This window comes from Paenibacillus favisporus, assembly GCF_040545415.1.
GTDB classification, from domain to species: Bacteria; Bacillota; Bacilli; order Paenibacillales; family Paenibacillaceae; genus Paenibacillus_AQ; species Paenibacillus_AQ favisporus.
Genome location: NZ_JBEPLV010000001.1, coordinates 1,462,796 through 1,488,959 on the forward strand (window position 1 = coordinate 1,462,796; position 26,164 = coordinate 1,488,959).

The following is a 26,164-nucleotide window of genomic DNA, read 5'->3' on the forward strand; positions in this document are numbered from 1 at the left end:
CCATGGGCATTAGGAATTATCTGATTGAAGGGGTTTCCGGCACCGGCAAAACTTCGGTCTGCAAAGAATTGCAGCGGCGCGGCTACCATGCCATTCACGGTGACCGTGAATTGGCTTATCAAGGCGATCCGGAAACGGGGATACGGACGGATGGAGTCACGCATGAGAACCACATTTGGCATGTCGATAATGTAAAAGCTCTGGTCGCCAATCAGGATGAGGCGGTAACATTTTTCTGCGGTGGTTCTAGGAACTTTTCGAAATTCATAGATCTATTTGACGGCGTGTTTGTCCTTGACGTCGACCTTGACACATTGAACCGGCGGCTTGATGAGCGACCGGAGAATGAGTGGGGTGGAAAGCCATCAGAACGGAAACTCATTGCGCGTTTGCACCAAACGAAAGAAGACATTCCGAAAAACGGAATGATAATTGACGCCACCGCCCCGATCGAGCACGTCGTTGACGAGATCATCCGTCAAATCAAATAAAATAATCGCCGACGAGAGTAAATTACTGACACTTACGGATTGCCTTAGCCCAATACACCGCCAGTCCTGGATACGAATTGTCCCATCCACTGAGGTTACGGAGAATATTAGCATCATAAAGACGAACTGTTAGCTGGTCATAACGATTGCATAAGGCTGATGGTAGGTTCAACTATAGTTATTCTATTATTGACTGAATCGAGATTGATGGTTGCGCCAATTGGCAAAGCGGCTTTATAAAAACCATGACCTGTGGCAAGGTTCGTTATCATCGGCTTACCGAGAGGTACAACAAATTCGTTGATTATATCCTCATAGGATTTACCATAAGCCGCCTGGCAGCCTGAGCACTCTCCCATAATAATACCGATGCAGTCACGGAATTTTCCGGCAAGCTTCAAGTGATTCAAGTACCTGTATACGGTATTGGTAGGCTCATGAGTTTCTTCAAGGACAAGAATTTTACCCCTTGTATCGATTTCGAAAGGCGTGCCCAACGTATCGACAAAGGAGGTCAGATTACCGCCCACAAGCTGCCCAGTTACATTGCCCGGAACACGGCTGATCAGCGGCATCCCAGTCGGATTGAAGATGGTCCGGGTTGATGAATACACGGATGTCGCAGCGAAAAACTGATCGAAATTATAAGCGGGCGTATCGGGTTTGAAGTCAATAAGCAGCAGACTATGGAATGTTATTAAATCTACATATTGATGCATTACGTTTAATAGTACCGTTATATCGCTGTAACCTGTCACAATTTTTGGGTTATTGCGGATCACCGTATAATCAAGGTAAGGAAGAATCCCCGCCACTCCTGTACCGCCTCTGGTGGGTAGGATCATTTTAACCCGCTCGTCTTGAAACATCATCATCAAATCAGAAGCCCGCTGCTCGTCTGTGCCGGCAAGAAACCCGTTTTGTGCATATACATATTGACCCAATACAACGTTGAATCCCATTGCTCTCAAAATTTCGATCCGAGCATTAATTACGTCTGCAGCGAGCGGACTCCCCAAAGTAACGACTCCAACGGTATCGCCCCTCTGCAACATTGGCGGACTTATCGGCATGTGCTGATCTTCCTTCCTGAAAATAGAAGAAGCCATTGTCATATCATATCTTTAGAGTATATTGGCAAAATCCCAAGCACAGTACTAAAAAGGAACTTGAATGAACGAGAAACCCTCTTTCATCATTTCCGGCCATGCTTTCCCTTATAATTAGAATGATATGGAAGTTGAATTGCGATGAAGGTGGTGGGGAATTCGATGAAAATCGCGGTAGGGTTTGTGCACGGCATTGGTAAGCAAAAAGAACACTTTCATGAGGCGATGGCAGGGCTCATTAGCAAGCGGTTAGGTGAAATATGTCCAGCGGTGGAGCTGGTCAGCAAGGGGGTTTATTGGGCGGACATCACGGACCGGCTTGAAGATGAGCTCAAAGAAAAGCTTGCGCCTGACCATCTGCACTGGAACAAGTGGATCGATGCTCGGGGGTACGCGATCAGCTTTCTAGGTGACGCGATTGCCTATCAACCGCTGCCCCATAAAGCAGGTGACGATGATAGGAACTACATCTACACCGCAATTCACGAACGATTTTATGAAAAGCTGCAGGAGCTCGCGCAGTGCACAGGACCCAGCGCCCCGCTGTGCATCATAAGCCACAGTCTTGGCACGATCATCGCGAGTAACTTCATATACGACCTGCAAAACGGCAGGCTGCCAAGCGGCAAACTTGCATCAATCAGTGAGAATCCTTCTGCACTCGTTCGTGGCGATACGCTAACACATTTTTACACAATGGGCAGCCCGATCGCGATCTGGACGATGCGGTATAACGACTTTGGCAAGCCGATATCGTTTCCTTCGCCTGCTCTTTTGGCCGAAGGGCTCCCGTACGGCGAATGGGTTAATTTCTACGATAAAGATGATGTGATCGCCTATCCGCTCAAGCATCTAAGCGTGGAGTATGATGCGGCCGTGACAGAAGATGTGGAGGTCAGAAACCCGGGTTTTCTGGCCAGCACCCCACTTAATTCACACGGCGGGTATTACCGTTCTAAGACGGTCATCGAGCGGATTGCCAAATCGCTTGCGGACCTTTACGACCAAACAACCCGACAATCGATTCGTTAAGCCAGCGCCGGCAGCCGGTAATGATAAACGGCTAAGCTATTCCAACGATAGCCAAAGGCGCTATCCATCTCCGCCGGTCCGGCCGTGCATTCGGAATTCCGTCGGCGTGAGACCTGTCTCCTGCTTGAATTGATAACTGAAATAGTGAAGGCTCTTAAAACCGAATCTTTCCGCGATCAAATCCAGCTTCTCGCCCTGCAGAAGCGCGAGCTTCGCCCGTTTGATCCTTTCTCTGATAATAAAATGCTTCGGTGTCACCCCCATTTCATGTTTGAACAGCTTGGTGAAATGTACCGGATGATAGCCGCACAAGCTGGCAAGTGCGGCAACCGACCAGTTTATTCCAGGCTCATCCTGCATCGCTTGAATGGCCGGTTCGATCTTGTTCCTCGAACCCTGTACGTGGTCGTTCCCGAGCAGCTGCCGACAGATCAGGGTAATCGCCTGCATCATAAGCGAACGCAATATCAGCGTATATCCCGGTAGCTCGGATTCGTATTCATTAACCATTTTAGACAGGATCGGTTCAAGTCCGGCAATGGTTAGCAGGGTTGGAATCTTGACTTCTCCGTAAGACGGTATATGAAAACCGGACAGTTGCGGGGCACTGATCGAACCCGGATCGCCATATTTGATTTGGAGTCCGGGATGGACGGGCAAAGGAGAAGAGGCGTGCCAATGGAAATGAACGCTGATATAATCAGTCGTTCGAATCGCCGTCAGCTTCGTTTGGCATTCCGGACCGTAACAAACGCATTCTCCCGGCCGAATGGCTACTTTTTGTCCTCCAATCTCGAGCTCTGCGCAGCCGGACACGACATAGAAAAGCTGATTGTCGGGGATCTTCCGGTACCCCCAGTCCGTTCCCGCATCCGCCGTTGCCCTGGCAGAAAAATTGACCGTTGGCGTAATCATGTCTAATGTACCGGTATACATGACCAATCTCCTCCGTCTGAAGCTTAAACTTGCAAATACCCAAAAAGATGATGGATTTCGGAAAATACAATAATGAGCATACCATCTATGATAAATCTTATAGAAGGCGTTTACATCCATCATTATAAAACGGGCGGGAGCGTGAGGTAAGTTGCTGAATGCAAATCAATTGGCCGAATTCGAGAAAAACGGTTTTGTGAAGGGCGGCATTGTCTTAAACGACGAGGAAGTGGAGCGACTGCGCGAGGAGCTTGATTTAGTCATGGAGGGGAAGTCGGTGAAAAAACCGGTACTAAACCGAAACATGCTCGCGGAAAGCAGCGATTCCCTTCATGAGGGGATGAAAATGACGGTCAGTGAGAAAGTAGTGCAAATCGTCAACATTTGGATGGCCAGCGACGCTTTCTTTCAGCACGCCGCTCACCCGGTCATTTGTGAGGAGATCGCCCAGCTGTGCGGCACCGATACGCTGAGGATATGGCATGATCAAATCCAATACAAACCGCCCGTCTCCGGCGGTCCGACACACTGGCACCAGGACCACCCGCTTTGGCCGATCATTCAGCCCGCAGATTTGGTCAGCGCTTGGGTCGCGCTCGACGATGCGGTCATCGAGAACGGCTGCATGTGGATGGTGCCCGGCAGCCATAAGTGGGGGAATCATCAAACCTATTTGGCGAACACGCCCGATTTCATGCCTTACCACCGTCAGCCGGAGCTGCTGCCGAAGGAAGCAAAAGTGGAAGCGGTACCGTTTGAAATCAAGAAGGGGCAGGTTGGCTACCACCACTGCCTCACTTGGCACGGAAGCCCCCACAACCGTTCGGAGCGCAAACGGCGGGCAATCGCCGTTCACTACATGCCGGGACATACCCGTTACGAACCGGACGGCAGCCATCCGATGCTGTCATATGTCACGGTTAACAAAGGGGACATTCTGATGGGCGATCATTTCCCGGTCGTCTATTCATCGGCTGCCAACGGGTGATGAAGGCTTGGTGATAGAGGTTGAAGGGGCACTCGAAATCGGGTGCCTTTTTTTCTTGGAAGATCCGATCGGGCGGGAGTTATTTTACAATCCTTCTTGTATTTATTCTCTAGATAATGGTAAAATGTATGGGAACGTGTGTTTGTTTTGTGCGTTTTCCAGAGATAGGGGGAATAGGCGTGGTTGGAATCGTTGAAAAAGAGCCATTTTCGGTATTAGGAAAGAGGAGAGCAGACGAAGTTCCCGAATGGATTCCGCCATTATGGCAAGAAGTAAATAATGACTATATTGAGATAAGCAACCTCGCCATCCGTCATCTTGTGCAAGCGGCTCCCGAAGGTTTCGTTAAGGAGCCGATGCGTTCATGATCGAATTGACAAACCGCCAGGCAAGACAATTTTTGTTATTGAAGCACGGGCTCTTAGGTGAATATCAATTTGCTGGAAAGGAGGGAGTATTGGAGTTTGTGCGGCAGGTCGGCTGTATTCAATACGATCCCATCGATGTTTGCGGAAAAAACGCCGAATTGGTGCTGCAGTCGCGAATCAAAGGATTTACCAAGAACATGCTCGACGAGCTGCTGTATAAAGATAGATTCCTGATCGATTATCCTGACAAGAATCTGGCTATTATACCTCTCGAGGACTGGCCTTATTTCGAGCGGTACAGGCAGGCCGCCCGACAACATGCCAAGCGCTACCCCGGAATGGAAGAGTTGACTGAGCAAGTGCGGATTCACATCCACAATCACGGTGCGCTAAGCTCGGATGATCTACAATTGGATGGAAATTTCTCGTGGCAATCGGCCATCCACTGGAGCAGCGGAAACAATACTTCCCGGTCGGTGCTGGAACAGATGTACTCGACAGGCGAGTTGATTATCCATCACAAAAAAGGAACACGTAAATATTACGATATCGCCGAGAAATACATACCGCCAAATCTGCTGAATGCGTCGGAGCCGCTGAAGGCCGAGCTTGATCATCACAAGTGGCGGGTACTGCGCCGGATCGGTGCTGTTGGCCTGTTATGGAATCGGGCATCCGATGCTTGGCTGAACATATGGGGATTGAAAGCGGTGCAGCGTAACGAGGTTTTCCGCCAGTTATTGGACGAAGCTCGCATTGTTGCTATTGCCGTAGAGCAATTGAAGGATACGCTGTACTGCCGCGCAGAGGACTTGCCGCTCATTGAAGCCGTCCTGCAAAATCCGGAACCGAAATTTCGCTGCGAGCTGATTGCCCCGCTGGACAATTTGATTTGGGACAGAAAGCTGATCAGCGAATTGTTTGGCTTCGATTACACCTGGGAGATTTACACGCCTGCAATCAAACGGAAATTCGGTTATTATGTACTGCCTCTATTATACGGAGAAAGCCTAATCGGACGAGCCGAAGTCATCGCGGAGCGAAAAACCGGGACACTCGTCGTTAAAAATATATGGTACGAGAACGGCATACAGCCAACAAAGCAGTTGCGAACAGCAATGAACCATTGTTTTCAACATTTCGCATTATTCAACGGATGCGGGACGATTAGTGAGGTGGAAATATGAATAACGAAGTGATATTGCGAGACGTGAATAAAGATGACTTGCCGATATTTTTTGAGCAGCAATTGGACAAGACTGCCAACCATATGGCTGCCTTTACTGCCAAAGATCCAACGGACAACACCTCCTTTATGTCTCACTGGCACAAGATATTAGACGACGATCGGATTATAAAAAAGACCGTACTTTTTAACGATCAAGTGGCGGGGCATGTTTTGAGTTTTGAACAGTTCGGTGAACCAGAAGTCAGCTACTGGATCGGACGAGAGTACTGGGGAAGAGGTATTGCAACTAGATCACTTTCTCAACTTCTTGACTATGTAAACATTCGTCCCTTATTTGCTCGTGCAGCCAAAGATAATACAGCTTCTATTCGGGTATTGGAAAAATGCGGATTTAAGATTTGTGGTGAAGACAAGGGGTTTTCCAATGCACGTGCTGAGGAAGTCGAAGAATATGTATTTAAGCTGCCTTCTAAGGCAGAGTAGCAATCTCAATATTTCTCAGCTAACGGAGGACGTTAGCTCAATAAATATTGAAGGCAGCCGCATAGTTGCGGCTTTTTTTCGTTTTAAATGCTGGAAGGAGCTAGACTTTTGAGTAAAGATCCTTGTCTAAAGGTCAATTCAATACCGTAAAATGCTGTCTCTTATGAGGGGAAATACGCCTCTGTGTCGAAAAGCAAACAGTTTTTTTACTTTATTTGCAGTGAACAACATATACCTCCTATAGAAGAAAATTATTTCTAGAGGAGGTTTCCATGGATCAAAAGGACCAAAGTCATCAATTAGACCAAATAAAGCAAATGCAGCAAATGTTTAAAGAGAACATGATAACTCAACCTTATCCTATGTACCCTAACTATGGGAAAATCACACGTTACGAAGAAATTCCGATAAGTTTGCCTGAACAGCGCCAGCTCCGCCATCCCGGCGTGGAAAAATTAATGGTCCCCCTTCCAATTATCGAAAATCCGAATTATAAAGGGAGCGGAAAGTTAACAGGAAAAGTTGCACTTATTACAGGAGGTGACAGTGGTATTGGTGCAGCCGTTGCAATTGCGTTTGCTAAAGAAGGAGCAGATGTTGCTATTTCGTACTTAGATGAACATGAGGATGCAAATAGAACAAAAACGAGGATTGAACAACTCGGACAACGTTGTATTCTCATGCCTGGTGACTTACGAGACAAACAACAGTGTATCTCCATTGTAGAACAAACAGTAAATACGTTTGGACGTCTAGATATTCTTTGTAACCACGTGGGTATTCAATTCCAACAACTAAGTCTGCTTGACATTACGGATGAGCAATTTGATGACACCTTCAAAGTAAATATATACTCTCATTTTTACACAACAAGAGCAGCGCTTCCTCATTTAAAACCAGGCAGCTCAATCATAGGCACTTCTTCAGTAGTGACGTATGTGGGTGAACAGCAAATGATTGATTATACGTCCACAAAAGGCGCAATCGTTGGTTGGACACGTGCCTTGGCAAAAAATGTCGTGAAACAAGGCATCCGAGTCAACGCCGTCGCCCCCGGCCGAATTTGGACCCCACTTATTTCAGCAAGTTTCTCGTCAGACCAAGTCGCTGTATATGGAGCATTTAATCCCATGGAACGAGTTGCCCATCCATTTGAACTTGCGCCAACCTATGTCTATCTTGCTTCCGATGATTCTCGATTTGTTACTGGTCAAGTTCTTCATGTTGATGGGGGAGAATCCACACATTCTTAATGGAAGGGAGTTACCACTTTGAGATATGAATTTAATCCAGAAGTAAAGCTATTGCTAGTAAACCATTCAAATGAAAAAGTAAAGATGGTCTATATAGAGGATTCCTGGCCGATGTCTAAAATTGGACTTAGACCCCCGTACTATTGTTACCCAAGTTACAAGTTGAATTATCCAATCATCTAAATGGGTCGAACTCGTATAAATGATATTTCTGATTCAACCTAAAGGAAACACATTATATCCCAAATCATCAAGCCAAATCGTCATGAAGTCAGGCTGACCCTGAGGTGATTATGAACACTGACAGGGTCAGCTTTTTAATTTTTCACAGGAATTTGAGATATAATAAAGCTATAGCGGTAGGGATTTTCCTGATTTTTAACCATTCCAGGTTTTTTAGATAATGAAAATAAGATTGCGTTTGGAGAAATTTAAACCCAACATGAGGTGAAAAAGTGGCAAAAGTATTATCTGGCGTACATGCTGTTGTTACAGGTGGATCAAGCGGCTTAGGATATGCCATGGTAGAAGCACTTCTTGTTGAAGGAGCAACGGTTGCAGTGGCATCCCGTCCGGGAGCAAAAATGACGGAAGCTGTAAAAAAACTTCAAGAAAAGGGATATTCGAATGTTTTTGAACTTCCATTGGATGTCAGGTCAGAGGAATCGGTGCAAGATGCAGTGAACTGGGTAAAAGCGGAATGGGGGAAAATCGATGTCCTTGTGAACAATGCCGGGATAGGCATGAGGACTGTAAACCCAAAATTCCTTACAGAACCGCAGCCTTTCTATCGGGTCACTCCTGAAGGATTTCGAAATTTAATCGATACCAATGTGACCGGTTATTTCCTAACCTCCCGGGGATTCGCTCCCCTGATGGTCGAGCAGGGAAGAGGAAAAATCATCAACATATCGATGAATTATGAAACTATGAAACGAAAAGGATTTGTCCCATATGGCCCTTCTCGTGCCGCGACAGAGTCCCTGTCATTAATCATGGCTGAAGACCTGCGTGAATTTGGAGTGACGGTAAATATGCTTCTTCCTGGCGGGGCCACCGTAACCGGAATGATACCCGAGGAAGTGAAAAGGGAACTTGAAGGAAACTCTCAGCTTCTGAAGCCGGAAATCATGGCAAAACCTATCGTTTATCTTGCTTCCGAGCAATCTGAAGGACTAACAGGTGAACGCCTTGTTGCAACTGAATTTGACAGCTGGTTAAAAAATAGAAACAAATGAAATGAATTTAACAAGAACCAGGCACTACATCAAATTTTCATCATATATAGGTGATATCCGTTTAGATTTGATGAGGAGGATATCATGCAACCTATGTTACCTATGGAAAAGTATTTTGGGCAATTTGAGCTAGTGCATGCTTTTTATGGGGCTATGCCTACTGGTGTCAGCGTTTCGGAAACCGGTCGTATTTTTGTATGCTTTCCGAAATGGGGAGACGATGTCCAATTTACTGTGGCGGAAATTGTAAAGGGGCAGTTGCAGCCTTATCCCAATTTAGAAACCAATTTGGTTAATACGGCGAATATTACGATGTCTTTCGTCAGTGTCCAAAGCATCGTTGCTGACGGAAGAGGAACACTTTGGGTACTGGATACAGGGGCACCAAATTTTTCTGAACCTATTCAAGGGGGAGCAAAATTAGTTGCTGTTGATTTAAGCACGAACACACTAAGGAGAGTTTATACCTTTACTGAAGATGTTGTTTTGCCAACAACTTATCTGAATGACGTCCGTTTGGATTTTCGGGTAGGAAGAGCAGGCTATGCATATATAACAGATTCTTCTTCCAGAGGGCCAGGGGCTATTATCGTCGTGGATTTAGAAAATGGGAACGCGTTTAGACGGTTAAATGGGGCAGTATCAACTTCACCTGATTCTAATTTTTTACCCAAAGTAGAAGGTAGAATTTTGATGAATCGAAACCCGGACGGCTCCACTTCCCCTTTTAGAATGGCTTCCGATAGTTTAGCGATTTCTCTGGATGGCAAGGTTTTATTTTATGCTCCGCTAACCAGCCGTCAACTGTTCTCGATCTCAACAGAAGCCCTAAGAGACAGAAGGATACAGGACATGAATTTATCTCAATATGTGCAGTATTGGGGGGAAAAGGGTGCGTCTGACGGAATGATCACCGGCTCAAAAGGAACCGTCTATGCAGGAGACTACGAAAATAATAGCATCAGGAAAATATTTCCAAATGGCGTAATGGAAACCATCGCGCATGATCCGAGAATTTTATGGCCGGATACTTTTTCGATTGGCCCTGATCAATACTTATATGTCATTGTGAATCAATTACATCGGCAGGCGAGATTTCATTATGGGAGAGACCTGCGGGAAAAACCATATAGTTTACTTCGGTTGAGAATTGATGAATTTCCTGCTCCTACCTTTTCATAGTCATCGTAAACGAGCAAAAGACTGGCTTTACTCACAGCATAACCCCATTGTAAAATCATACCAATGTATGTGAGGAGTAAGGAGGGGTGGTACATATGTGGATGGGAATTGCATCTTCCCCCAAGAACTAGCAAATCATTCTTGGGGGGAATAAACAGGAATGTTGTACTCGAATAAAAACTTTTGGTTGCTAACATTAGCTGAAATCGTTTCACAAGCAGGCAACCATTTTAGAACCATCACTGTTGTGGTATTCACATTCAATTTAACAAACTTGATCTTTATAACTGCATTGCAATTTTTGTTCAATTCAATACCGGGATTTGTTTTTTCGAATTACGCCGGTCGTTGGGCCGAGAAGGTAAACCCTCGATTGGGTATGATAATAGTTCATGTGGTCTGCGGGATACTCACCCTGCTATACCCTGTCATGGAAGCAACGTGGGCTATATTTTTACTTAATTTGATGTTAGCGCTTGCAGGTGTATTTGGTAATGCGTTTAAAGGTGTATGGCTTCCACGTGTGGTAGGGACTGAGCTTGTAACCAAAGCAAACGGGATTCGCACCTCTCTCGGAGGCGTGATTGACCTAGTCTTTCCAATAGTCGGCGGACTAGTCATTCTATGGCTCGGTACGTTTGCCGGGTTTGTGCTTGATAGCTTAAGTTTTCTCCTAGCTGCCATCGGTTTTGCCTTTGTGCGTCCCATTGACCGTGTAACATCCGAATTAATCGATAGTACTTTTGTGGATGGAGCAAATGCACAACTGGTAACTGAAACTGCATGGAGCTTTATCAAATCCCGCAGCGACATTTTATTTCTGCTGATCGTGTACGGAGCAATTACGTTCTCAGGGCAAGGAATTTCAGTTGTCTTTTTACCGTTTCTGGAGTCCCAGTTTCATATCGGATCAGAAGGGTACGGAACGGTCATATCTGCGTTTCTGCTGGGTAACGTTCTGAGCGGCTTCACCCTTGCTAAGTGGGGAGACAGGGTCTCAATCGGCAGGTTTATGATCTTCGTATGCGTGGTTCCGTTTGCTTGGATAGGTTATATGCTGGTAAGCAATTTTGTCATAATGCTTGCCTTGGTCGTCGTAGACGGATGCATCTCGATTGGAGCATTTGCCTATGTTCAAAGTGTCATTCAATCAAAGACACCCGACCAATTGATCGCTAGAGTGTTTGCATTCTTTATGACATTACATTTTGGCTCTGAGGTACTTGGCACGATAGTCGGCGGCGGTATTGCTCAATTATTGGGTTTCACACCTATGTTCCTGATTCTTTTCGCGGTTACTGTTGTTATATTCATGTTAAGTGGTCTTATTTCTATAACTACAGTAAAATCCAGACATTATCATAAAGAATAATAGAAACAGCAGATATCAGTAATATTGGTAAAAATCACCTTATTGAAGAGTCTGAATTTCGACCCATATGATGGCCACTTTGAAAAAGGACCCTCTTGTGGGTCATTTTTGTTTAATCGAGCTATGAGATGAGTATTCACTGTTGTGATGAATATATCGAAGCTCGTCATCCGGAATTTTTGGTGGTGTGGCCTCGGTGAAGGTTACGCCCAGCAGTTAGCAAGAGAGGCAATAAAAGTTTCAGTGTGACGAGGAGGAGAACGCCTATGACGGTCGTTCTCCTTTGAACTGACTACGTATATGCCAATTGAATGTCAATAAACAGAACGACGATTTGGCAGATTTCACCTGCTTGATCGAATCCCCAATAAACCGGATAGGCGCCATCGCCAAATCCGGATTGGAACATGGGGATATGGTACTCGGTATCGGGAATTTTCCAGTTTATCCAATCGCCACCATTGCGCTGATACTGCGGATTTTCGCGATAACTCTCGGCAAACAGGGCTGCAAAATAATCATCGTAAAGATTGCCATCAGGATGTTCTTGATGCCACCGACTAGCAAAGTCGCAAAAAGCTTGATGCGCCTGCTTATCGCAAATGCATGCCAGACCGGCATCTACATTGAAGCCAAAAAACTCTCCGTCCCCCATCCCTAAAATATCTTCATGTCCAATCAGAGCTTCCTCGAACCGGACGGCAGGAACATCGGAAAATCGCAGACGAACGGCGGCATAGCGGGCACAGTCACCATCCTCGTCCGGCTTCACCACACAGGCTTCGGCTGAGTACGTTCCAACGGACGCCGTTTGGAAATAAGGCTGCTCCTTAATACTCCCCAAATAACACAGCGGGTCGCGGACAAGAATTTGGCCGGTAGGAATGGATGTGGGACCGAAATCTATAACTGCCAGCTGCTTGCCTGCCATTTCAGGCAAAATAAAATAATCATTCAAATCTACAGGGCATTTCAATTTGTCACGCTGCTGCTCCCACTGGGACAGCCATTCACTTGTTGGGATCATGGGCATTTACCTCCTGATATAGGATTGTAAAAGTAGTGCGTTTTGAGGGTATTGAGTTACAGGCACTAACACCAAAGTGGCATCCTCCCTATGTTAGAACAGCAGCTCGACTTGAATCAACTGCCTAATGAACTAAACGCTAAACATTCTCATGTTGAAGATCGAAGTTTAACAAGCTGGATGGAGATAACAAGCACATGTTAATAAACATAACAATCTTCACGTCCTATTTGCAGCAGTGCTGCTTAAAGACACGTTAATCTGGTGTTCTGGCAAAACGCATTGGAACCGGCTGCTGATTTGGGAAAGAAGAATTACTAAATAAGCTGTTATAAAGAAGGGCGTACCGAAACCGCAACGCAGTGCAGTGGTACGTCCTTTTACTGGTAGCTGAATACCTGACTAAAGTTTGTGCTCTAAAACTATTCCTTACTTTTGAACAATTTTAAGATAACGATAAATGGTGGCTTCTGATGTTTTTAATCAGCATTATTCGTTTCCTATCCTTGCGCTGTGGGACGGACCACGATTTCACTGACATCCACGTCATGGGGCTGCTCAATTGCGAACGCAATAGCTTTAGCGATAGAGTAGGGGGATAACCCAATATTCTGATAAGCTTCGAGTTTGGCTTTCATCTCTGGATCTTTTATGGCTTCCAGGGCATCCGAATGTGTGGATCCAGGCGTGTTTGTGAACCCGGGTGAAACAATCGTTACGCGAAGTTTATCACCGGCTTCTTGACGCAGACCCTCTGAAATCGCACGAACGGCAAGCTTTGTCCCTGCATAAACCGACATATTAGGCAAAATCCGATAGGCTGCCGTGGAAGCAATGTTAATAAAATGTCCTGAGCCCTGATTCCGAAAAGTGGGTAGTGCCGCTGCTATCCCATATAGAACTCCTTTAATATTGATGTCGATCATGTCTTCCCATTCCTCGACCCGCATATCGTCTAAGGGAGACATGGGCATGAAACCCGCATTATTAATTAGAACATCAAGCTTGCCGAATTTCTCGCTTGCCAATTGGACAAGGTTTGAAAGGTCTTCGGACCGCTTCACGTCAGTAACGAGATAAGCTGCCTTACCGCCAGACTTCTCAATCCGGTTAGCTATAGCTTCAAGCTGATCCGATCGCCGCGCCCCAAGTACAACTTGGGCACCTCTCTCAGCAAGCAGCATTGCAGTTGCTTCACCGATCCCGCCACTTGCGCCTGTTATTACAATAACTTTATCTTGTATTCCGGACACACTCACCACTTCTTTCTTCTATTATGGATGTCTCTTACATATTTCATTTTAAGTAAAGCGGGGGTTCAACCGGTAGACCATTCACGCCCGTTCCTTGCCTAATCCCGCCAGAGAAGTATAATGGGTTTAACTGATTTTTGAATAAAAGAGGTTGGTGCATAAACTTGAAAGAGCTCATTTCCGAGTTAGTCCGGTACATTGATCGTCATACACCGATGGACGGCGTGCACAGCATGTCAATTCCTGAGCTTTATTTCAGACGTCAATCTCAGCATTCAGGGCCAGTGTACAGTAACAGCCATCCTTCCCTTTACATCATTGTTCAAGGTTCTAAAACGGTGGACTTAGCCGAGGAAAGATATGATGTGGAACCAGGGAGCTATTTGGTCTCTCCGGTACATCTGCCTGTGATCGGACAAATTACTCAAGCATCGCCAAGCCATCCGTACCTAAGTTTACAACTGACCTTCGATCCGAATCTTCTTCTCGATATATCGAAAACATCCAGTCCTTCGAAGAAGATGACGACTGAACGAGGAATCCTACTCAATCCGTCTACCTCGGACTTGCTCAAAGCGGTTTTACGCCTTTTAGAACTTCTGGAGACCCCCTCTGATATTGAGGTACTGGCTCCCTTGATCATCAGGGAAATATTTTACAGGGTACTTCAAGGCGAGAAGGGAGAGCTGCTGAAGCAATATGCCGTGATCGGAAGCTATGCGCAATGTATATCTGAAGCCATACAATGGATCAGAAATCATTATTCCGAGCCTCTAATCATTGAAGAGCTGGCTAAGACGGTCAAGATGAGTCCGAGGAGCTTGCATAGACATTTCAAGAAAGTAACGGCCATGAGTCCGCTTCAATATCAAAAGATCATTCGCTTGCAAACAGCAAGACAACTGCTGCTAACGGAAAACCTGGATGCAGCTAATGCGGGATTTCGTGTTGGGTATGAAAGTCCTTCACAATTTAATCGAGAGTACGCCCGCTTATTTGGAAGTCCTCCGATAAGGGATATTCATGATTTGCGTGAATTTTCCTTGTAGAGGATACTTGCACATAACAAGAACATACACACTTAACAGCCGCATTGATGCGGCTTTTTTTGCGGCTCGGCGTTGTAGACGACCCCATAGTCGGCTTCGCTTCTGGAACAAATCCGTATTTAAGGGTTCATAGTATACTCGAGATCCCTGAAGCCGCGATTATTCGTCTTTCTCCCGGTTCGACATGCTAAAATAGAAAGCACGAATACGAAAACGAATCCTTCACTTGGGAAAGGACCAGACGATGACGAGCGATTGGAATAACAACAACCCTGAGATTCTTTTATCAAAATTACGAATTCCCCACCTTCCTGTCCAGTATGTGTCACGCCCACATTTGATCGAGCGATTGAATGAAGGCATGGCTGGGAAGGCGACATTTCTGACCGCACCGGCGGGGTATGGCAAGACGACCTTGGTCAGCGAATGGGCACGTCAATCGGACGTTCCCGTCGGCTGGCTGTCGCTGGACGAAAAGGATAACGATCTGGTCCGGTTTTGGCGATATGTCACGACTTCTATCGAGCAGGCGATCGGAGAGCTGCCGAGCTCAGTCCATGATGCGGCTGACGCGCTGAATCCCGGGCAGGCTGAACCGTTTCTCGTGAATTTACTGAACGAATTGAACCGCCTGCAGAATCCGCTCGCTTTGATCTGGGATGATTGGCACCTGATCGTGGAACCGGAAATCGTCGAATCCGTTTCATTCTTCCTGGAATATTTACCTCCTTCCGTATATCTTCTATTCGCAAGCCGTGCCTCAGCCAGTATTGTCAAGGCGAGATGGCGGAGCCGTGGCTGGATCCATGAAATCGATGCCGATCCGATGCGATTCGATTTGCGGGAGACAATGGATTTCTTCCGGATCTATTCCGGGCGGGAGCTGCGAAGGGAGCAGATCGAACGTTACCTCGCCGAGACGGAGGGATGGGTGACCGGCTTGAAGTTAATTTCGTTATCTTGGCGTTATGGAGGCCGATCAGATGCCGGGAAGAGGCGCCATTCTCCGGAAGGAGGGAGTTTGGAACAGTATTTGCTGGAGGAAGTGTTCGAAGCTTTGGACGAGCGGACCCAGCGATTCTTGCTGGATGTGTCGGTTCTGGAGCGCATGAACGGTCCTCTGTGCGAAAAGGTTGGCGGAGGTAACGGCTCGGTGAAGCTCGCTGAGTTGGTGGACGTCGGCCTGTTTCTGGTCCCGTTGGATGACCGTAGGGAGTGGTACCGGTTCCACCACTTGTTCGGAGAGTTTTTGCGGAATCGGCTGGAGCTCCAAGATCCCGTCAGAACGAACGCCTTGTTCCAAGCCGCCGCCGAATGGTGCGAGGGACAGGAGATGCTTGAGGAAGCTGTCGGATATTATTTGGCCGGGCAGCGGTATGAGGAAGCCATGCGCTTGCTGGAAAGGATGCGCAGTGTCATGATCCGCCGGGAGTTCCACGCAATCCGGTCCTGGTTGCAAGCGATTCCCGAGCAGATGTTGATCCAGCGCCCCTACCTGTTCTTTTCGTATATTTTCTCGCTGTTATGGTCCCACGATGTTGAGAAGGCGAACCGGTATTTGCTGCTGGCCGAGCAGTATTATGAGGAAACCTCGTGCATGTGGGAAGAGGAGGAAAAGAACCGTTATCTGGGTTACCTGTATTACGTTCGCAATTTCAAGGCGACCCAGTATGACATGGACATGATCCGAGCGCTGGAGTATATCCGTTTGTCGCTCCGACATAGTCCCGAAGGAACGGATTTAATTTTCGCGTCTCCCTATATGCCGCTGGCTCCATCGGTTTTCCGCTCGTATAACGGCAAACGGGGCAAGCATCTGCCCAGGGGCCTGTCGGACGACTTTTTCGCGAGCATGATCGAATTCATGGGACGGATAGGCTTGCAGGACTTGACGGTGATTTGCTATGGGGAACTGCTGTACGAACGGAACGAGTTGGAGCAGGCGGAGAACTATTTGAAGCAAGGACTCGCGGGCAGCAGCCATAAAGCCTATCAGCCGGAAAAAGCGTATGTCCCCGCAAGCCTATACCTGTCGCGGATCGGAAGAGCGAAGCAAGACGTTGCCCTGGCGGAGAAATGGCTGGAGGAGGCTTGCGCGAGAGCGCAAAAGGAGGAAGCCGATGCGGCGCCGATTCTCCTCGAAGCGGAGATGGCCGCTCTGCGGCTTGAGCAGGGGTACCTTACGGAGGCCGTCCGGTGGAAGGAACGGTACAAGCTCTCCGCGGACGATCCGGTGTCCGTGTATCAGCTGTTCGTTTACGTCTTCCTCGTCCGGGTGTTGATGGAGACGGGTGAGCGGCAAGAGGCGTGGGAGTTGTCGGAAAAGCTGTTTTCCATCGCGGTCAAGGGCCATCGTCCGATGGATGCACTGGATCTGCAGATTCTGCAAGCGATGATGCTCCAGCGCGGGGACAAGACGGAGGAGGCTCTGCTCAAGCTGGAAGAGGCGTTAGGGTACGCTGAGCCGGACGACTACGTCCGCGTGTTCGTCGACAAGGGCAAGCCTGTCGCGGAGCTGCTCGCGGAATACGTGCGGCAGCGCCAAAAAGGGAATATCCGAGACCGCAATGCGCCCTCTCTCACTTACGTCCGCAAAATTTTGGCCTGTTACGGCGGAACGGCCGATCCGCTGAATATCCCGCCAGCCGCTCTGGAGACGCTTCTGACGCCTAAGGAGTATGCGATTTTCCGCCACATGGAAGTGGGCATGGACAATGCGGCGATCGCAGCAACGCTCGAAATCAGCATGGGCACCCTTAAAGCGCATATTAACCGCATTTATAGTAAGCTGCAGGCGAAAAACCGCTTGGAGGCGATAAAGCGCGGACGAGAGCTGCGGGGTGACCGCTGATCCTTCCAAATTCGATCTAATCTTCTATAACCAAGGCTATAACCGCGGTTAGATTCAATAGCCAAAAGGATCTTTTATAATTTCTTTTGAAAGACTATTGATTGAGAGAAAGAAAGGATCGGATGGTATGAAGCGCGTTTTCTTATGGTTTATGGTTCTGCTGCTGGCATTTGATATTCTTCCAATGCCCATCTACGCGGAGTCGGAGGGAACCGACATGGCCGGCAACGGGTCTGCGGAGGATCCCTTTATTATCACGGGGCTGGATCAACTCAACGCCATGCGCAACAACTTGTCGGCACACTATCGGCTTGCCGCGGATATCGATGCGTCGGATACGGCGAATTGGGACGGCGGAGCGGGCTGGAAGCCGATCGGAGAGCGGGGTAACGGTGACAAATCCGAGCAGTTCACGGGGGAGTTCGATGGAGCGGGATACGTTATTCGAAATTTGACGATCAATCGCCCCTCCGAGCAGGGTGTCGGCCTGTTCGGGATGATCGGCACGGGAGGGGTGGTCCGGAATCTCGGTATTGAAGGCGGCTCCGTCATCGGCAGCAATTTTACCGGCGCGCTGGCGGGGAACAATAATGGGACGGTCGAGCGAGCTCATTCAAACGTCGATGTCACGGGATATGGAGTGGTTGGAGGGCTGGTCGGTTATGATTACGGCCATATCATCTCTTCCTACGCCACAGGCAATGTAAGCGGAACTAGTGCCGTTGGGGGATTGGCGGGTCGCAGCGACAGTACGATAACGGAGTCGTACGCGACTGGCAACGTAGTGGGGGATAATGACGTAGGCGGACTTGTCGGACTGCTGTTTGGAGGAAACTTGACTCGGTCCTATTTCTCCGGCAAAGTTATGGCCCGTGGCTATTACATAGGAGGGCTCGTTGGAAATCTGGACGGTGGAGACGTAAGTCAATCGTACAACATCGGTTCCGTCAGCGGAGACCGTGTCGCCGGCGGACTTGTTGGCATCTCGGTTTACGGACATATCGGTAAGACGTATACCTCCGGAACCGTTACCACTGCGTCAGGCGATGTCGGCGGAGTACTCGGTGCCAATAACGGCGCCATGATGGAAAATAACTACTGGGATTCGGAGACTTCTGGCCAGACCAGCGGTTGCAGCTATAACAACGATGATTACGGAGTCGAATGCGTGGTGACTAAGCTCACTACCGCACAAGCCCTCAGCCAAGCGAGCTATACAGGGTTCGACTTCGATGCGGACTGGTTCATGGTTGACGGTTCGACCCGGCCGTTCCTCCGCTCGGAATGGTCGCAGACGATCAGCAACGTTCACCAGCTTCAGTTGATGGCGATGGATCCGACGGCGAACTATACGCTTGCGGATAACATCGATTTCGGCAATCTCTTCAAGGACGATAACCGGGCGGATATGTGGGGGACAAGCGACGAAGCAGGAGCCGGATTCGCTCCGGTCGGCGCCTTCACCGGCAGGCTGGACGGCCAGGGGCATGCGGTCCGTGGCTTGATCATTAATCGCCCTGATACAGGACAGGTAGGTTTGATCGGTTACCTCGGCGATGGTGGCCTCGTCCGCAGCATAGGGGTGGACGGCGGCAGTGTCCGCGGAGGATATTCCAGCGGCGGATTAGTCGGGGACATTGGCGGAGGTACAGTCGAATTGTCCTATTCATCGGCGGATGTAAGCGGCATTGACAATGTCGGAGGGCTGGTCGGCAAGATGCTTCCCGGTGTCGTCAAGCAGTCCTACGCGACAGGCGCCGTCACTGGCACGTATGCTGTCGGTGGACTGGTGGGCCGCGCCGACCTGGGGAGCTTGGTCGAGGATACATACGCAACCGGCTCCGTCGAGGGAAAAGCGGAAGTCGGCGGGCTGGTCGGACGGCATGTCGGCACGATCAACCGTGCCTATGCCGCTGGACGCGTATCGGGCTCCGGTTCGGAGGTCGGAGGGTTAGTTGGGAGGGATTTCAGCCCGACTTCCATCGTAACCTCGGGATACTACGATGCCGCAGCGACAGGTCATGGAGGCGGTCAGACGACGGCGTCCTTGAAGCGGAAGTCGACCTTCGAGAGCTGGGATTTCAGTGGGAACTGGACGATTGAAGAAGGGAAAACGTATCCTTACTTACAAGGAATTAAGGCGAATATAGGCCGGGACGCAGCTCCTCCGGCGGTCGTGAATATTCGGATCGAACAGCCGGATAGCATCCTGCTGACGTTCGATGAAGAGGTGAACTTGCTGTCTGCAGGAGGCTTCTCCGTTCTAGCGGACGGGGTTGATGTCACAGTGGTCGATACCATAAAGGCCGGGGCAAAGACCATGAAGCTGACGGTGGGAGAACCATTGCGCAGCGGCCAGGATATCAGGCTGTCGTACGATTCACAAGCGGGAAGTATCATCGATCTGGCGAATAATCCTTTGCCCAGCGTGTCGGATCAACCCTGGCCGCCGAATATCGAGGTCACAATGACAACGGCTGACGGCAGCAATTACCAAGACGGAACGTGGACAAACCAACCCGTGTCGGTGAGCGCATCCGTTTATGAGAGGACAGCCGAGGTTAACGAGTTTGTCTACTCGTTGGATGGAGGCGAGACTTGGTCGCCTTATACGACTAGCATTGAATTGCAGGACGACGGTATCCATGTCCTCGATTTCAAGGCGGCAGATGCGGCGGGAATGGAAACGGCGGAACGGCGCACGGTTAAAATCGGTTCAAGCGGGTTGGCATTGACCCCGACGATGGTAAAATCGGACGGAGGCACTTATACGGAAGGGGAATGGACGAACCAGAGCGTGACCGTCAGCGTATATGCTGAGGGGGGAACCGGCGGGATTGCCTCGTTCACCTATACGTTGGACGACGGATCACCGCAAGCCTATACGAACAGTTCCCCGATCGAAATCACCGAGGATGGCGACCACGCGATCGTCTTCCAAGCGGAGGATGAGGCCGGTCATCAGTTGTCCGACGTGCTGAAGGTGAAGATTGATCGAACGCCTCCTGCCATCGCGTTCTCCCCGAACGGCAGGGATTCCGTGGCCCCATCGGCTTCATCCCGGACGACGGCGATGGATACCGGAAGCGGAATCGATCATTCAACGCTTCAATATGCTTGGACGACGGATCTCTCCGCGCCATCGGAAGGTTGGGCGCCGTTTGCCAGCGGCACCGATCTGACGAAGAGCGGGGCGACCGGCGATTGGTACTTGCACGTAAGAGCATCGGATCGGGTGGGGAACTCGACGGAATCTGTATCGAATCGGTTCCGACTGGGCGAGGGGAGCAGCATCTCGGCGCCATTGCCGGCAAACACAAACCCGGACGGATTGAATTGCGGTGCGGCAAGCGTGGTCGGATTGAAAGGCGGTGTGGTTAAGTTCGAAGGCGGCGAGATCTCGTTTCCCGCCTGTGCATTGGACCGCCCTTTCCAAGTGACGGTTAACCAAATAACCGATACGGATACTCTCCCGTTGTCCGATCATGAGCGTCTAACCAGCCGAGTATTTGAAATGAAGAAAGACGTGCCGGGGAATTTCCTTGTTAATGTGACCGTCAAGCTTCGCCTGAACACTGATGTGACCCGGCAGGATGGCGATCCAATTCTGCTCTGCTGGCTAAACGAGGATACCGGGCAATGGGTGCCGTTGGGGGATCCGCAAATCGACTTCGAGAACGGCATGGTCAGCGGCACGATCAACCACCTCGGTAAGTTCGCGGCTATCGCCCGAACGGTTGTTAACAACGAATCTGCAGCTGTATTTACGGATATCCAGGGCCATTGGGCTGAAGAAACGATCCAGCATCTGGCGGGAAGCGGGATTGTAAAAGGGTATCCGGGCGGCACATTCCGGCCGAACCGTCCGATTACACGGGCAGAGTTTGTTTCGATTCTGACCGCGGTCCTGCAATGGAAACCGAAGGCAGATAAAGTGTTCATCGATACTGAGAACCATTGGGCCCGGGCTGCGATCTCCACGGCTTATGCCAATGGAATGATCCGGGGTTACGACGGTAATACCTTCGTTCCGGATCAGCCCATCACAAGGGAGCAGATGGCGGTGATGGCGGCGAATGCCTTGCATTTGGAGAACACGAAGGGTACACCGTCCTTCACCGACGGGGATCGGATCTCGCAATGGGCGAAAAATGCAGTTGCGTCCGCGGTAGAACGAGGGATCCTCACGGGATACCCTGATCGCACAGTGAAGCCTCAAGCCCAAGCGACCCGGGCGGAAGCGGTCACGGTGATCAAGAAAATCATTAGTAATATAGAAGAAAAATAGAGGCGAATCAGAATAGGCCGTACTTACAGGTCAAAAAGACCTGAGGCACGGTCTGTTTTTTATTGCAATGTGGTCCATATTCATAAATTAATTAGTCATGGAGCTAATGAACTCGCGTCTGATTGAAACATTCATACTCGCTATAGCGTTGTTAAATATGAGGTGATCATTCATGATCAAACGGGTGTTAATATTAGCGGCTACATTAGTTTTGCTATCGGGCTGCAATGAGAAGTCGGACAGACCTAGCGATAATACGACCAGTTCTTTCACTGCTCCTGTACCGGGGGAGACGGTTTCACCGCCAGCAAAGCCGATAGAGTTCCCCGCTGTGTCTGACCCTTATGGTGCTGACCAAGCAGCCGCGAATGGAGATATCGTGAACGTTCACGGGAAGATGTACAATCTCGACAAGTGGAAGCTGTTTTTGGAGAATCTCGACAAGGGTGTGCCGAATCAGGTACGTATAACGCAATATACAATTGAAGGTGACCCGATCTTTTATGAGCTGGTCTATGATGGGGCTGAGGCGATTACGTATACGTATGACAACTCGAGGGACGGGTTTGGTAGCGATGCAGGTCGTCCGAGCACGGTGTGCCGGGGAATTGAGCTCGAGAAGAACAAAGAGTTAGGCTCCCATTACAAGCTAACTGGATGCGATAATGAAATCAGTAATACGTTCTGGTTCACGAACATAGAGGCTGAAGCCGAGGAGGGCAGCCAATAATCACATAACTACACCGGGTCGCCACAACATGATTAAGAACTTAGGAGGATGAAAATTTGAGAAAATTTGTCATCTTGCTTTCTCTAGTTAGCTTTACTTTTATGGGCTACACCCAGACTCATGCAGCAGCGGACTATAATAAACGGCCTGTGGAAATAAACGTTAATGGGAAATTCATTTCAATGGATGTACACCCGACTATGGATAATAATCGCTTGTTTATTCCGATCCGTTCATTAGCGTCTTTAGGGATACATTACAGCTGGAATCCTTCTTCAAAGGTAGTGACTTTACAGAATAAAAACGGAGAATACTTAAAGATTACTGTAGGCAGTAAGGTTGCATATAAGGGAAGTCAAAAGATACAAATGGATCAGGCCGCAAAAAATCAGGATGGACGCGTGCTTGTCCCTATTCGATTTGTGAGTGAAACCTTGGGCTATCATGTAGACTATGAAACCCTTCGCAAAATGGTTTTTGTGAACTCCGACAGTTATAAATTTGATATGAATCAGATGACTCAAGAGAATTTGCAAGCTGCACGTAAAGCCGCAATTTCTTTGCCTATAAAGTTTGATTTTAAACCGCTTGATTCCTCTGGGGTCTACCATGAGTATTCTTTCCCTGTAGGAAGAGCAGATGTATACATGTTACTGGACGGTCGCAATACGACTCTTGTTGAAATTAAAAACGGGAAAGCGATGGCTATTGGTCAATTTGCGGATGATGATCGATCCAAAACATCCGGGGCTATTCCCCCTAATTTTATTTTTGATACCGATCCCCTTTTTGAGGCCTATCACAATAGTAGCGTCCTGTTTATAGAAAATAGATATGAGGGATCAGCAATAGCTATATACAACGATGAGAATGGCAAAAGGGTGGAGTTAAATACAAAAGTCAACGTTTATTCCGATATCATTCAAAAGCTTCCTAAATAAAATAAGGAAGGGAAGTCACACTCTGGAGAGTATAGGGATTATTAAGGATCCTCCAGCAAATCATCTCAAAGTGAAATTTTCAATGACGTTGACATCATCCTAAATACTATTCCTGATATGCAAGTTTATCGATGCCTTTGATTGCTTCTTCTGTACGAAGCGCCTCCTAGATAAGCCATGTTTGTCTCTCAATTAGATGTGGTACTTTAATCATCTAGGAGCCCTTGGGATGAAAAATGCCTAGACATAAGATTGCCCAGAAACGTTGATGAATTAGACCGCTTCATTGCATATAATGAAGGTACTGCCCTTCGGGGAGATCGTTAAAGGAGGACACGATGAACGAGAAGGTATTTGACGAATCATTATTTGCAAGCTTGAAGCCGGGCTTAACCTCGTTCTGTTACCGAATGCTAGGCTCCATGGACGATGCGGATGATGCCGTTCAGGAGACGAGTATTCGGGTCTGGCAGAGCTGGAGCACGTTCAGACAGGATTCCTCGTTCAAAACTTGGGTCTATCGGATTGCCTCCAACCTGTGCTTGGACAAGCTGAGGCAATCCAAACGCCGCGCGCTGCCCGTTGACCTGTTCGACCCGGCCGTCGCCATCGTCGAGCCTCGCGACACGCTGCCGGACTCAGCCTGGATCTGGCCGTCTCCCGACTTTGGGGGCAATCCGGAGGATCGGCTCGTCCGCAGAGATACTCTTCAACTGTGCTTCATTGCCCTCCTGCAGACCTTGCCACCACGGCAGCGCGCGGTACTCATTTTGAAGGATGTATTTGAATGGTCCTCCAAGCAGATCGCGGAAACGTTGGCGATGTCACCGGCAGCGGTGAACAGCGCCTTGCAGAGAGCCCGAGAGACGATGGACCGGGCGCAGCTTCGCTCGGATGAGCTCAGCAGCATGGACGTTCAACCGGAGCAGGAGCTGTTGTCCCGGTATGTGGAGGCCTTCGAGCAATTCGATATTGCTGCGCTCGTAGCGCTGTTCCACGAGGAAGGCTGCATGTCGATGCCGCCCTTCGAGATGTGGATCCACGGCAAGGAAGACTTATCCTCCTTCTATTCGCTTACTCGCTGGCATTGCGAAGGTTCGCGTTTTGTGCCCATTACGGTGAATGGCGGTTATCCGGCGTTAGCCCAGTATATGCCGGACAAAGACGGCTCTGGCCTGGTACCCTGGGGCATCCACGTCATCGAAACCAAAGAAAATCAAATCCTGCACGTTCAAAACTTCATCAATACAAAATTATTTTCGCGATTTGGGCTGCCAGAGCGACTCGACCGATGAATTTCGTATTTGGCATTCGTCTATATCATTGAGATTAACCAAACGACGAATATTATGAGAGAGGTGTCCAATCCAATGGAAACGAATCAACCAACGAAAGTAACCGTACAAACCGTCATTCAAGCCCCCGTCGAGAAAGTATGGCGCTATTGGTCCGAGCCGGAGCACATCACGAAGTGGAATCAAGCGTCCGAGGACTGGCATGCGCCGAGAGCGGAAAACGATCTGCGGGTTGGCGGCAAGTTTTCGACACGGATGGAAGCGAAGGATGGCAGCATGGGCTTTGATTTTGGCGGCGTCTACGATGTTGTGAATCGGCATGAGGCGATCGGCTACACGATGGAAGACGGAAGAAGAGTAGATATTGCTTTCGTCGATCAAGGGAATGAGACGAAGGTCATTGAAACGTTCGACGCGGAAAGCTCCAATCCCGTCGAGTTCCAGCAAGCAGGCTGGCAAGCGATTATGGGCAATTTCAAAGCCTATACCGAACAAAACTAATTATCGCGAAGAAGACGCCGGGGAAGATGCCTGGCGTCTTTCTTTTTAAACCCTGGTATGAGCATGCTCCCCGTTAGTCTTAACCTTGTGCCGCATCCATGTTCATGTAGTTGATGGCCCACAGATGGCCGTCCAAGTCCACGAAGCCCCAATGATACATGGTCCCATGATCTTCAGGTTCAGCGTGCAATTTCCCGCCCAAGGAGACCGCAGTATTCACGATTTCATCGACCTTTTCCCGGCTCTCGAAGGCCAGCGCGATCGTCATTTGCGCATACTTGCTCGTATCGACGGTTTCCTTCTCCGTGAGCGTATTAAAAAATGCTTGATTGATCAGCATGACCTGCAGATTGTCGCCGATCACGATGGCTACCGAATTCTCGTTTTCGGGGAATTGTGGGTTGAGATCGAATCCGAGTCCGGTGAAGAACGCTTTCGATTGTGCTACGTTTTTTACAGGCAGGTTGAAGCTCGTGAATGCGGACATTAATGCCATTTTCAAAACACCTCTTCGTCAAATTAGTTTGTGTTCATTTATGCCTTCGTTTATATAGACGACAGCCGATCCGGGAATTCATCGGTCTGAAG

General features: G+C 48.7%; 22 protein-coding genes. 17 read left to right on the forward strand and 5 right to left on the reverse strand.

Going from position 1 to position 26,164, the window contains the following annotated elements; all coding sequences use genetic code 11:
* The first annotated feature begins 2 nt into the window (after positions 1–2).
* Positions 3–491, forward strand: a complete 489-nt coding sequence (locus ABID47_RS06855) for an AAA family ATPase (protein ID WP_354495412.1) — start codon at positions 3–5, stop codon at positions 489–491.
* A 137-nt stretch (positions 492–628) separates the two neighbouring features.
* On the opposite strand, the gene ABID47_RS06860 is transcribed toward ABID47_RS06855, so the two are convergent.
* Complete coding sequence (locus tag ABID47_RS06860) at positions 629–1,564, reverse strand: S66 peptidase family protein (RefSeq protein ID WP_354495413.1); 936 nt, start codon at positions 1,562–1,564, stop codon at positions 629–631.
* A gap of 198 nt (positions 1,565–1,762) precedes the next feature.
* On the opposite strand from ABID47_RS06860, the gene ABID47_RS06865 reads away from it, so the two are divergent.
* A complete protein-coding gene (locus tag ABID47_RS06865) occupies positions 1,763–2,632 on the forward strand; it encodes a chemotaxis protein (protein ID WP_354495414.1) in 870 nt (289 codons plus the stop codon).
* 60 nt (positions 2,633–2,692) lie between these two features.
* Here ABID47_RS06865 and ABID47_RS06870 read toward each other — a convergent pair whose 3' ends face one another.
* A complete protein-coding gene (locus ABID47_RS06870) occupies positions 2,693–3,568 on the reverse strand; it encodes an AraC family transcriptional regulator (RefSeq protein WP_354495415.1) in 876 nt (291 codons plus the stop codon).
* 151 nt (positions 3,569–3,719) lie between these two features.
* On the opposite strand from ABID47_RS06870, the gene ABID47_RS06875 reads away from it, so the two are divergent.
* The 8 genes from ABID47_RS06875 (at position 3,720) to ABID47_RS06910 (ending at position 11,641) form a co-directional block, all read left to right on the forward strand.
* Positions 3,720–4,556: a phytanoyl-CoA dioxygenase family protein gene (locus ABID47_RS06875; RefSeq protein ID WP_354495416.1), complete on the forward strand. Its 837-nt coding sequence runs from the start codon at positions 3,720–3,722 to the stop codon at positions 4,554–4,556.
* Between the two features lie 179 nt (positions 4,557–4,735).
* On the forward strand, positions 4,736–4,924 hold the full coding sequence (locus ABID47_RS06880) for a hypothetical protein (RefSeq protein ID WP_354495417.1): 189 nt from the start codon (positions 4,736–4,738) through the stop codon (positions 4,922–4,924).
* The gene (locus tag ABID47_RS06885; RefSeq protein WP_354495418.1) at positions 4,921–6,111 is read left to right on the forward strand and encodes a winged helix-turn-helix domain-containing protein; all 1,191 of its coding nucleotides are present in this window, start codon (positions 4,921–4,923) and stop codon (positions 6,109–6,111) included. The genes ABID47_RS06880 and ABID47_RS06885 overlap by 4 nt, the downstream gene beginning before the upstream one ends.
* Positions 6,108–6,596 (forward strand): GNAT family N-acetyltransferase, encoded by a 489-nt coding sequence (locus tag ABID47_RS06890; RefSeq protein WP_354495419.1) that lies wholly within the window; start codon positions 6,108–6,110, stop codon positions 6,594–6,596. Before ABID47_RS06885 ends, ABID47_RS06890 begins: the two co-directional genes overlap by 4 nt.
* Before the next feature lie 272 nt (positions 6,597–6,868).
* The gene (locus tag ABID47_RS06895) at positions 6,869–7,849 is read left to right on the forward strand and encodes an SDR family oxidoreductase (RefSeq protein ID WP_354495420.1); all 981 of its coding nucleotides are present in this window, start codon (positions 6,869–6,871) and stop codon (positions 7,847–7,849) included.
* Positions 7,850–8,304: 455 nt separating this feature from the next.
* Positions 8,305–9,087: an SDR family NAD(P)-dependent oxidoreductase gene (locus ABID47_RS06900; RefSeq protein ID WP_354495421.1), complete on the forward strand. Its 783-nt coding sequence runs from the start codon at positions 8,305–8,307 to the stop codon at positions 9,085–9,087.
* 84 nt (positions 9,088–9,171) lie between these two features.
* Complete coding sequence (locus tag ABID47_RS06905) at positions 9,172–10,269, forward strand: L-dopachrome tautomerase-related protein (RefSeq protein ID WP_354495422.1); 1,098 nt, start codon at positions 9,172–9,174, stop codon at positions 10,267–10,269.
* A 160-nt stretch (positions 10,270–10,429) separates the two neighbouring features.
* Positions 10,430–11,641, forward strand: a complete 1,212-nt coding sequence (locus ABID47_RS06910; RefSeq protein WP_354495423.1) for an MFS transporter — start codon at positions 10,430–10,432, stop codon at positions 11,639–11,641.
* 292 nt (positions 11,642–11,933) lie between these two features.
* On the opposite strand, the gene ABID47_RS06915 is transcribed toward ABID47_RS06910, so the two are convergent.
* Positions 11,934–12,668: a DUF4241 domain-containing protein gene (locus tag ABID47_RS06915; RefSeq protein ID WP_354495424.1), complete on the reverse strand. Its 735-nt coding sequence runs from the start codon at positions 12,666–12,668 to the stop codon at positions 11,934–11,936.
* Between the two features lie 500 nt (positions 12,669–13,168).
* A complete protein-coding gene (locus tag ABID47_RS06920) occupies positions 13,169–13,921 on the reverse strand; it encodes an SDR family oxidoreductase (RefSeq protein WP_354495749.1) in 753 nt (250 codons plus the stop codon).
* Positions 13,922–14,085: 164 nt separating this feature from the next.
* On the opposite strand from ABID47_RS06920, the gene ABID47_RS06925 reads away from it, so the two are divergent.
* The 7 genes from ABID47_RS06925 to ABID47_RS06955 all read left to right on the forward strand — a co-directional run bounded on the left by ABID47_RS06925 (position 14,086) and on the right by ABID47_RS06955 (position 25,576).
* Positions 14,086–14,970, forward strand: a complete 885-nt coding sequence (locus ABID47_RS06925) for an AraC family transcriptional regulator (RefSeq protein WP_354495425.1) — start codon at positions 14,086–14,088, stop codon at positions 14,968–14,970.
* A gap of 337 nt (positions 14,971–15,307) precedes the next feature.
* Positions 15,308–17,821 (forward strand): LuxR C-terminal-related transcriptional regulator, encoded by a 2,514-nt coding sequence (locus tag ABID47_RS06930; RefSeq protein WP_354495426.1) that lies wholly within the window; start codon positions 15,308–15,310, stop codon positions 17,819–17,821.
* Between the two features lie 127 nt (positions 17,822–17,948).
* Positions 17,949–22,109, forward strand: a complete 4,161-nt coding sequence (locus tag ABID47_RS06935; protein ID WP_354495427.1) for an S-layer homology domain-containing protein — start codon at positions 17,949–17,951, stop codon at positions 22,107–22,109.
* A 331-nt stretch (positions 22,110–22,440) separates the two neighbouring features.
* Complete coding sequence (locus ABID47_RS06940) at positions 22,441–22,839, forward strand: DUF4362 domain-containing protein (protein ID WP_251676111.1); 399 nt, start codon at positions 22,441–22,443, stop codon at positions 22,837–22,839.
* Positions 22,840–22,895: 56 nt separating this feature from the next.
* Complete coding sequence (locus tag ABID47_RS06945) at positions 22,896–23,780, forward strand: copper amine oxidase N-terminal domain-containing protein (protein ID WP_354495428.1); 885 nt, start codon at positions 22,896–22,898, stop codon at positions 23,778–23,780.
* A 338-nt stretch (positions 23,781–24,118) separates the two neighbouring features.
* Positions 24,119–25,075 (forward strand): sigma-70 family RNA polymerase sigma factor, encoded by a 957-nt coding sequence (locus tag ABID47_RS06950; RefSeq protein ID WP_354495429.1) that lies wholly within the window; start codon positions 24,119–24,121, stop codon positions 25,073–25,075.
* A 75-nt stretch (positions 25,076–25,150) separates the two neighbouring features.
* Positions 25,151–25,576 (forward strand): SRPBCC family protein, encoded by a 426-nt coding sequence (locus ABID47_RS06955; protein ID WP_354495430.1) that lies wholly within the window; start codon positions 25,151–25,153, stop codon positions 25,574–25,576.
* A gap of 79 nt (positions 25,577–25,655) precedes the next feature.
* Here the strand turns inward: ABID47_RS06955 and ABID47_RS06960 are convergent, their stop codons facing one another.
* A complete protein-coding gene (locus tag ABID47_RS06960; RefSeq protein WP_354495431.1) occupies positions 25,656–26,072 on the reverse strand; it encodes a VOC family protein in 417 nt (138 codons plus the stop codon).
* Positions 26,073–26,164: the final 92 nt, after the last annotated feature.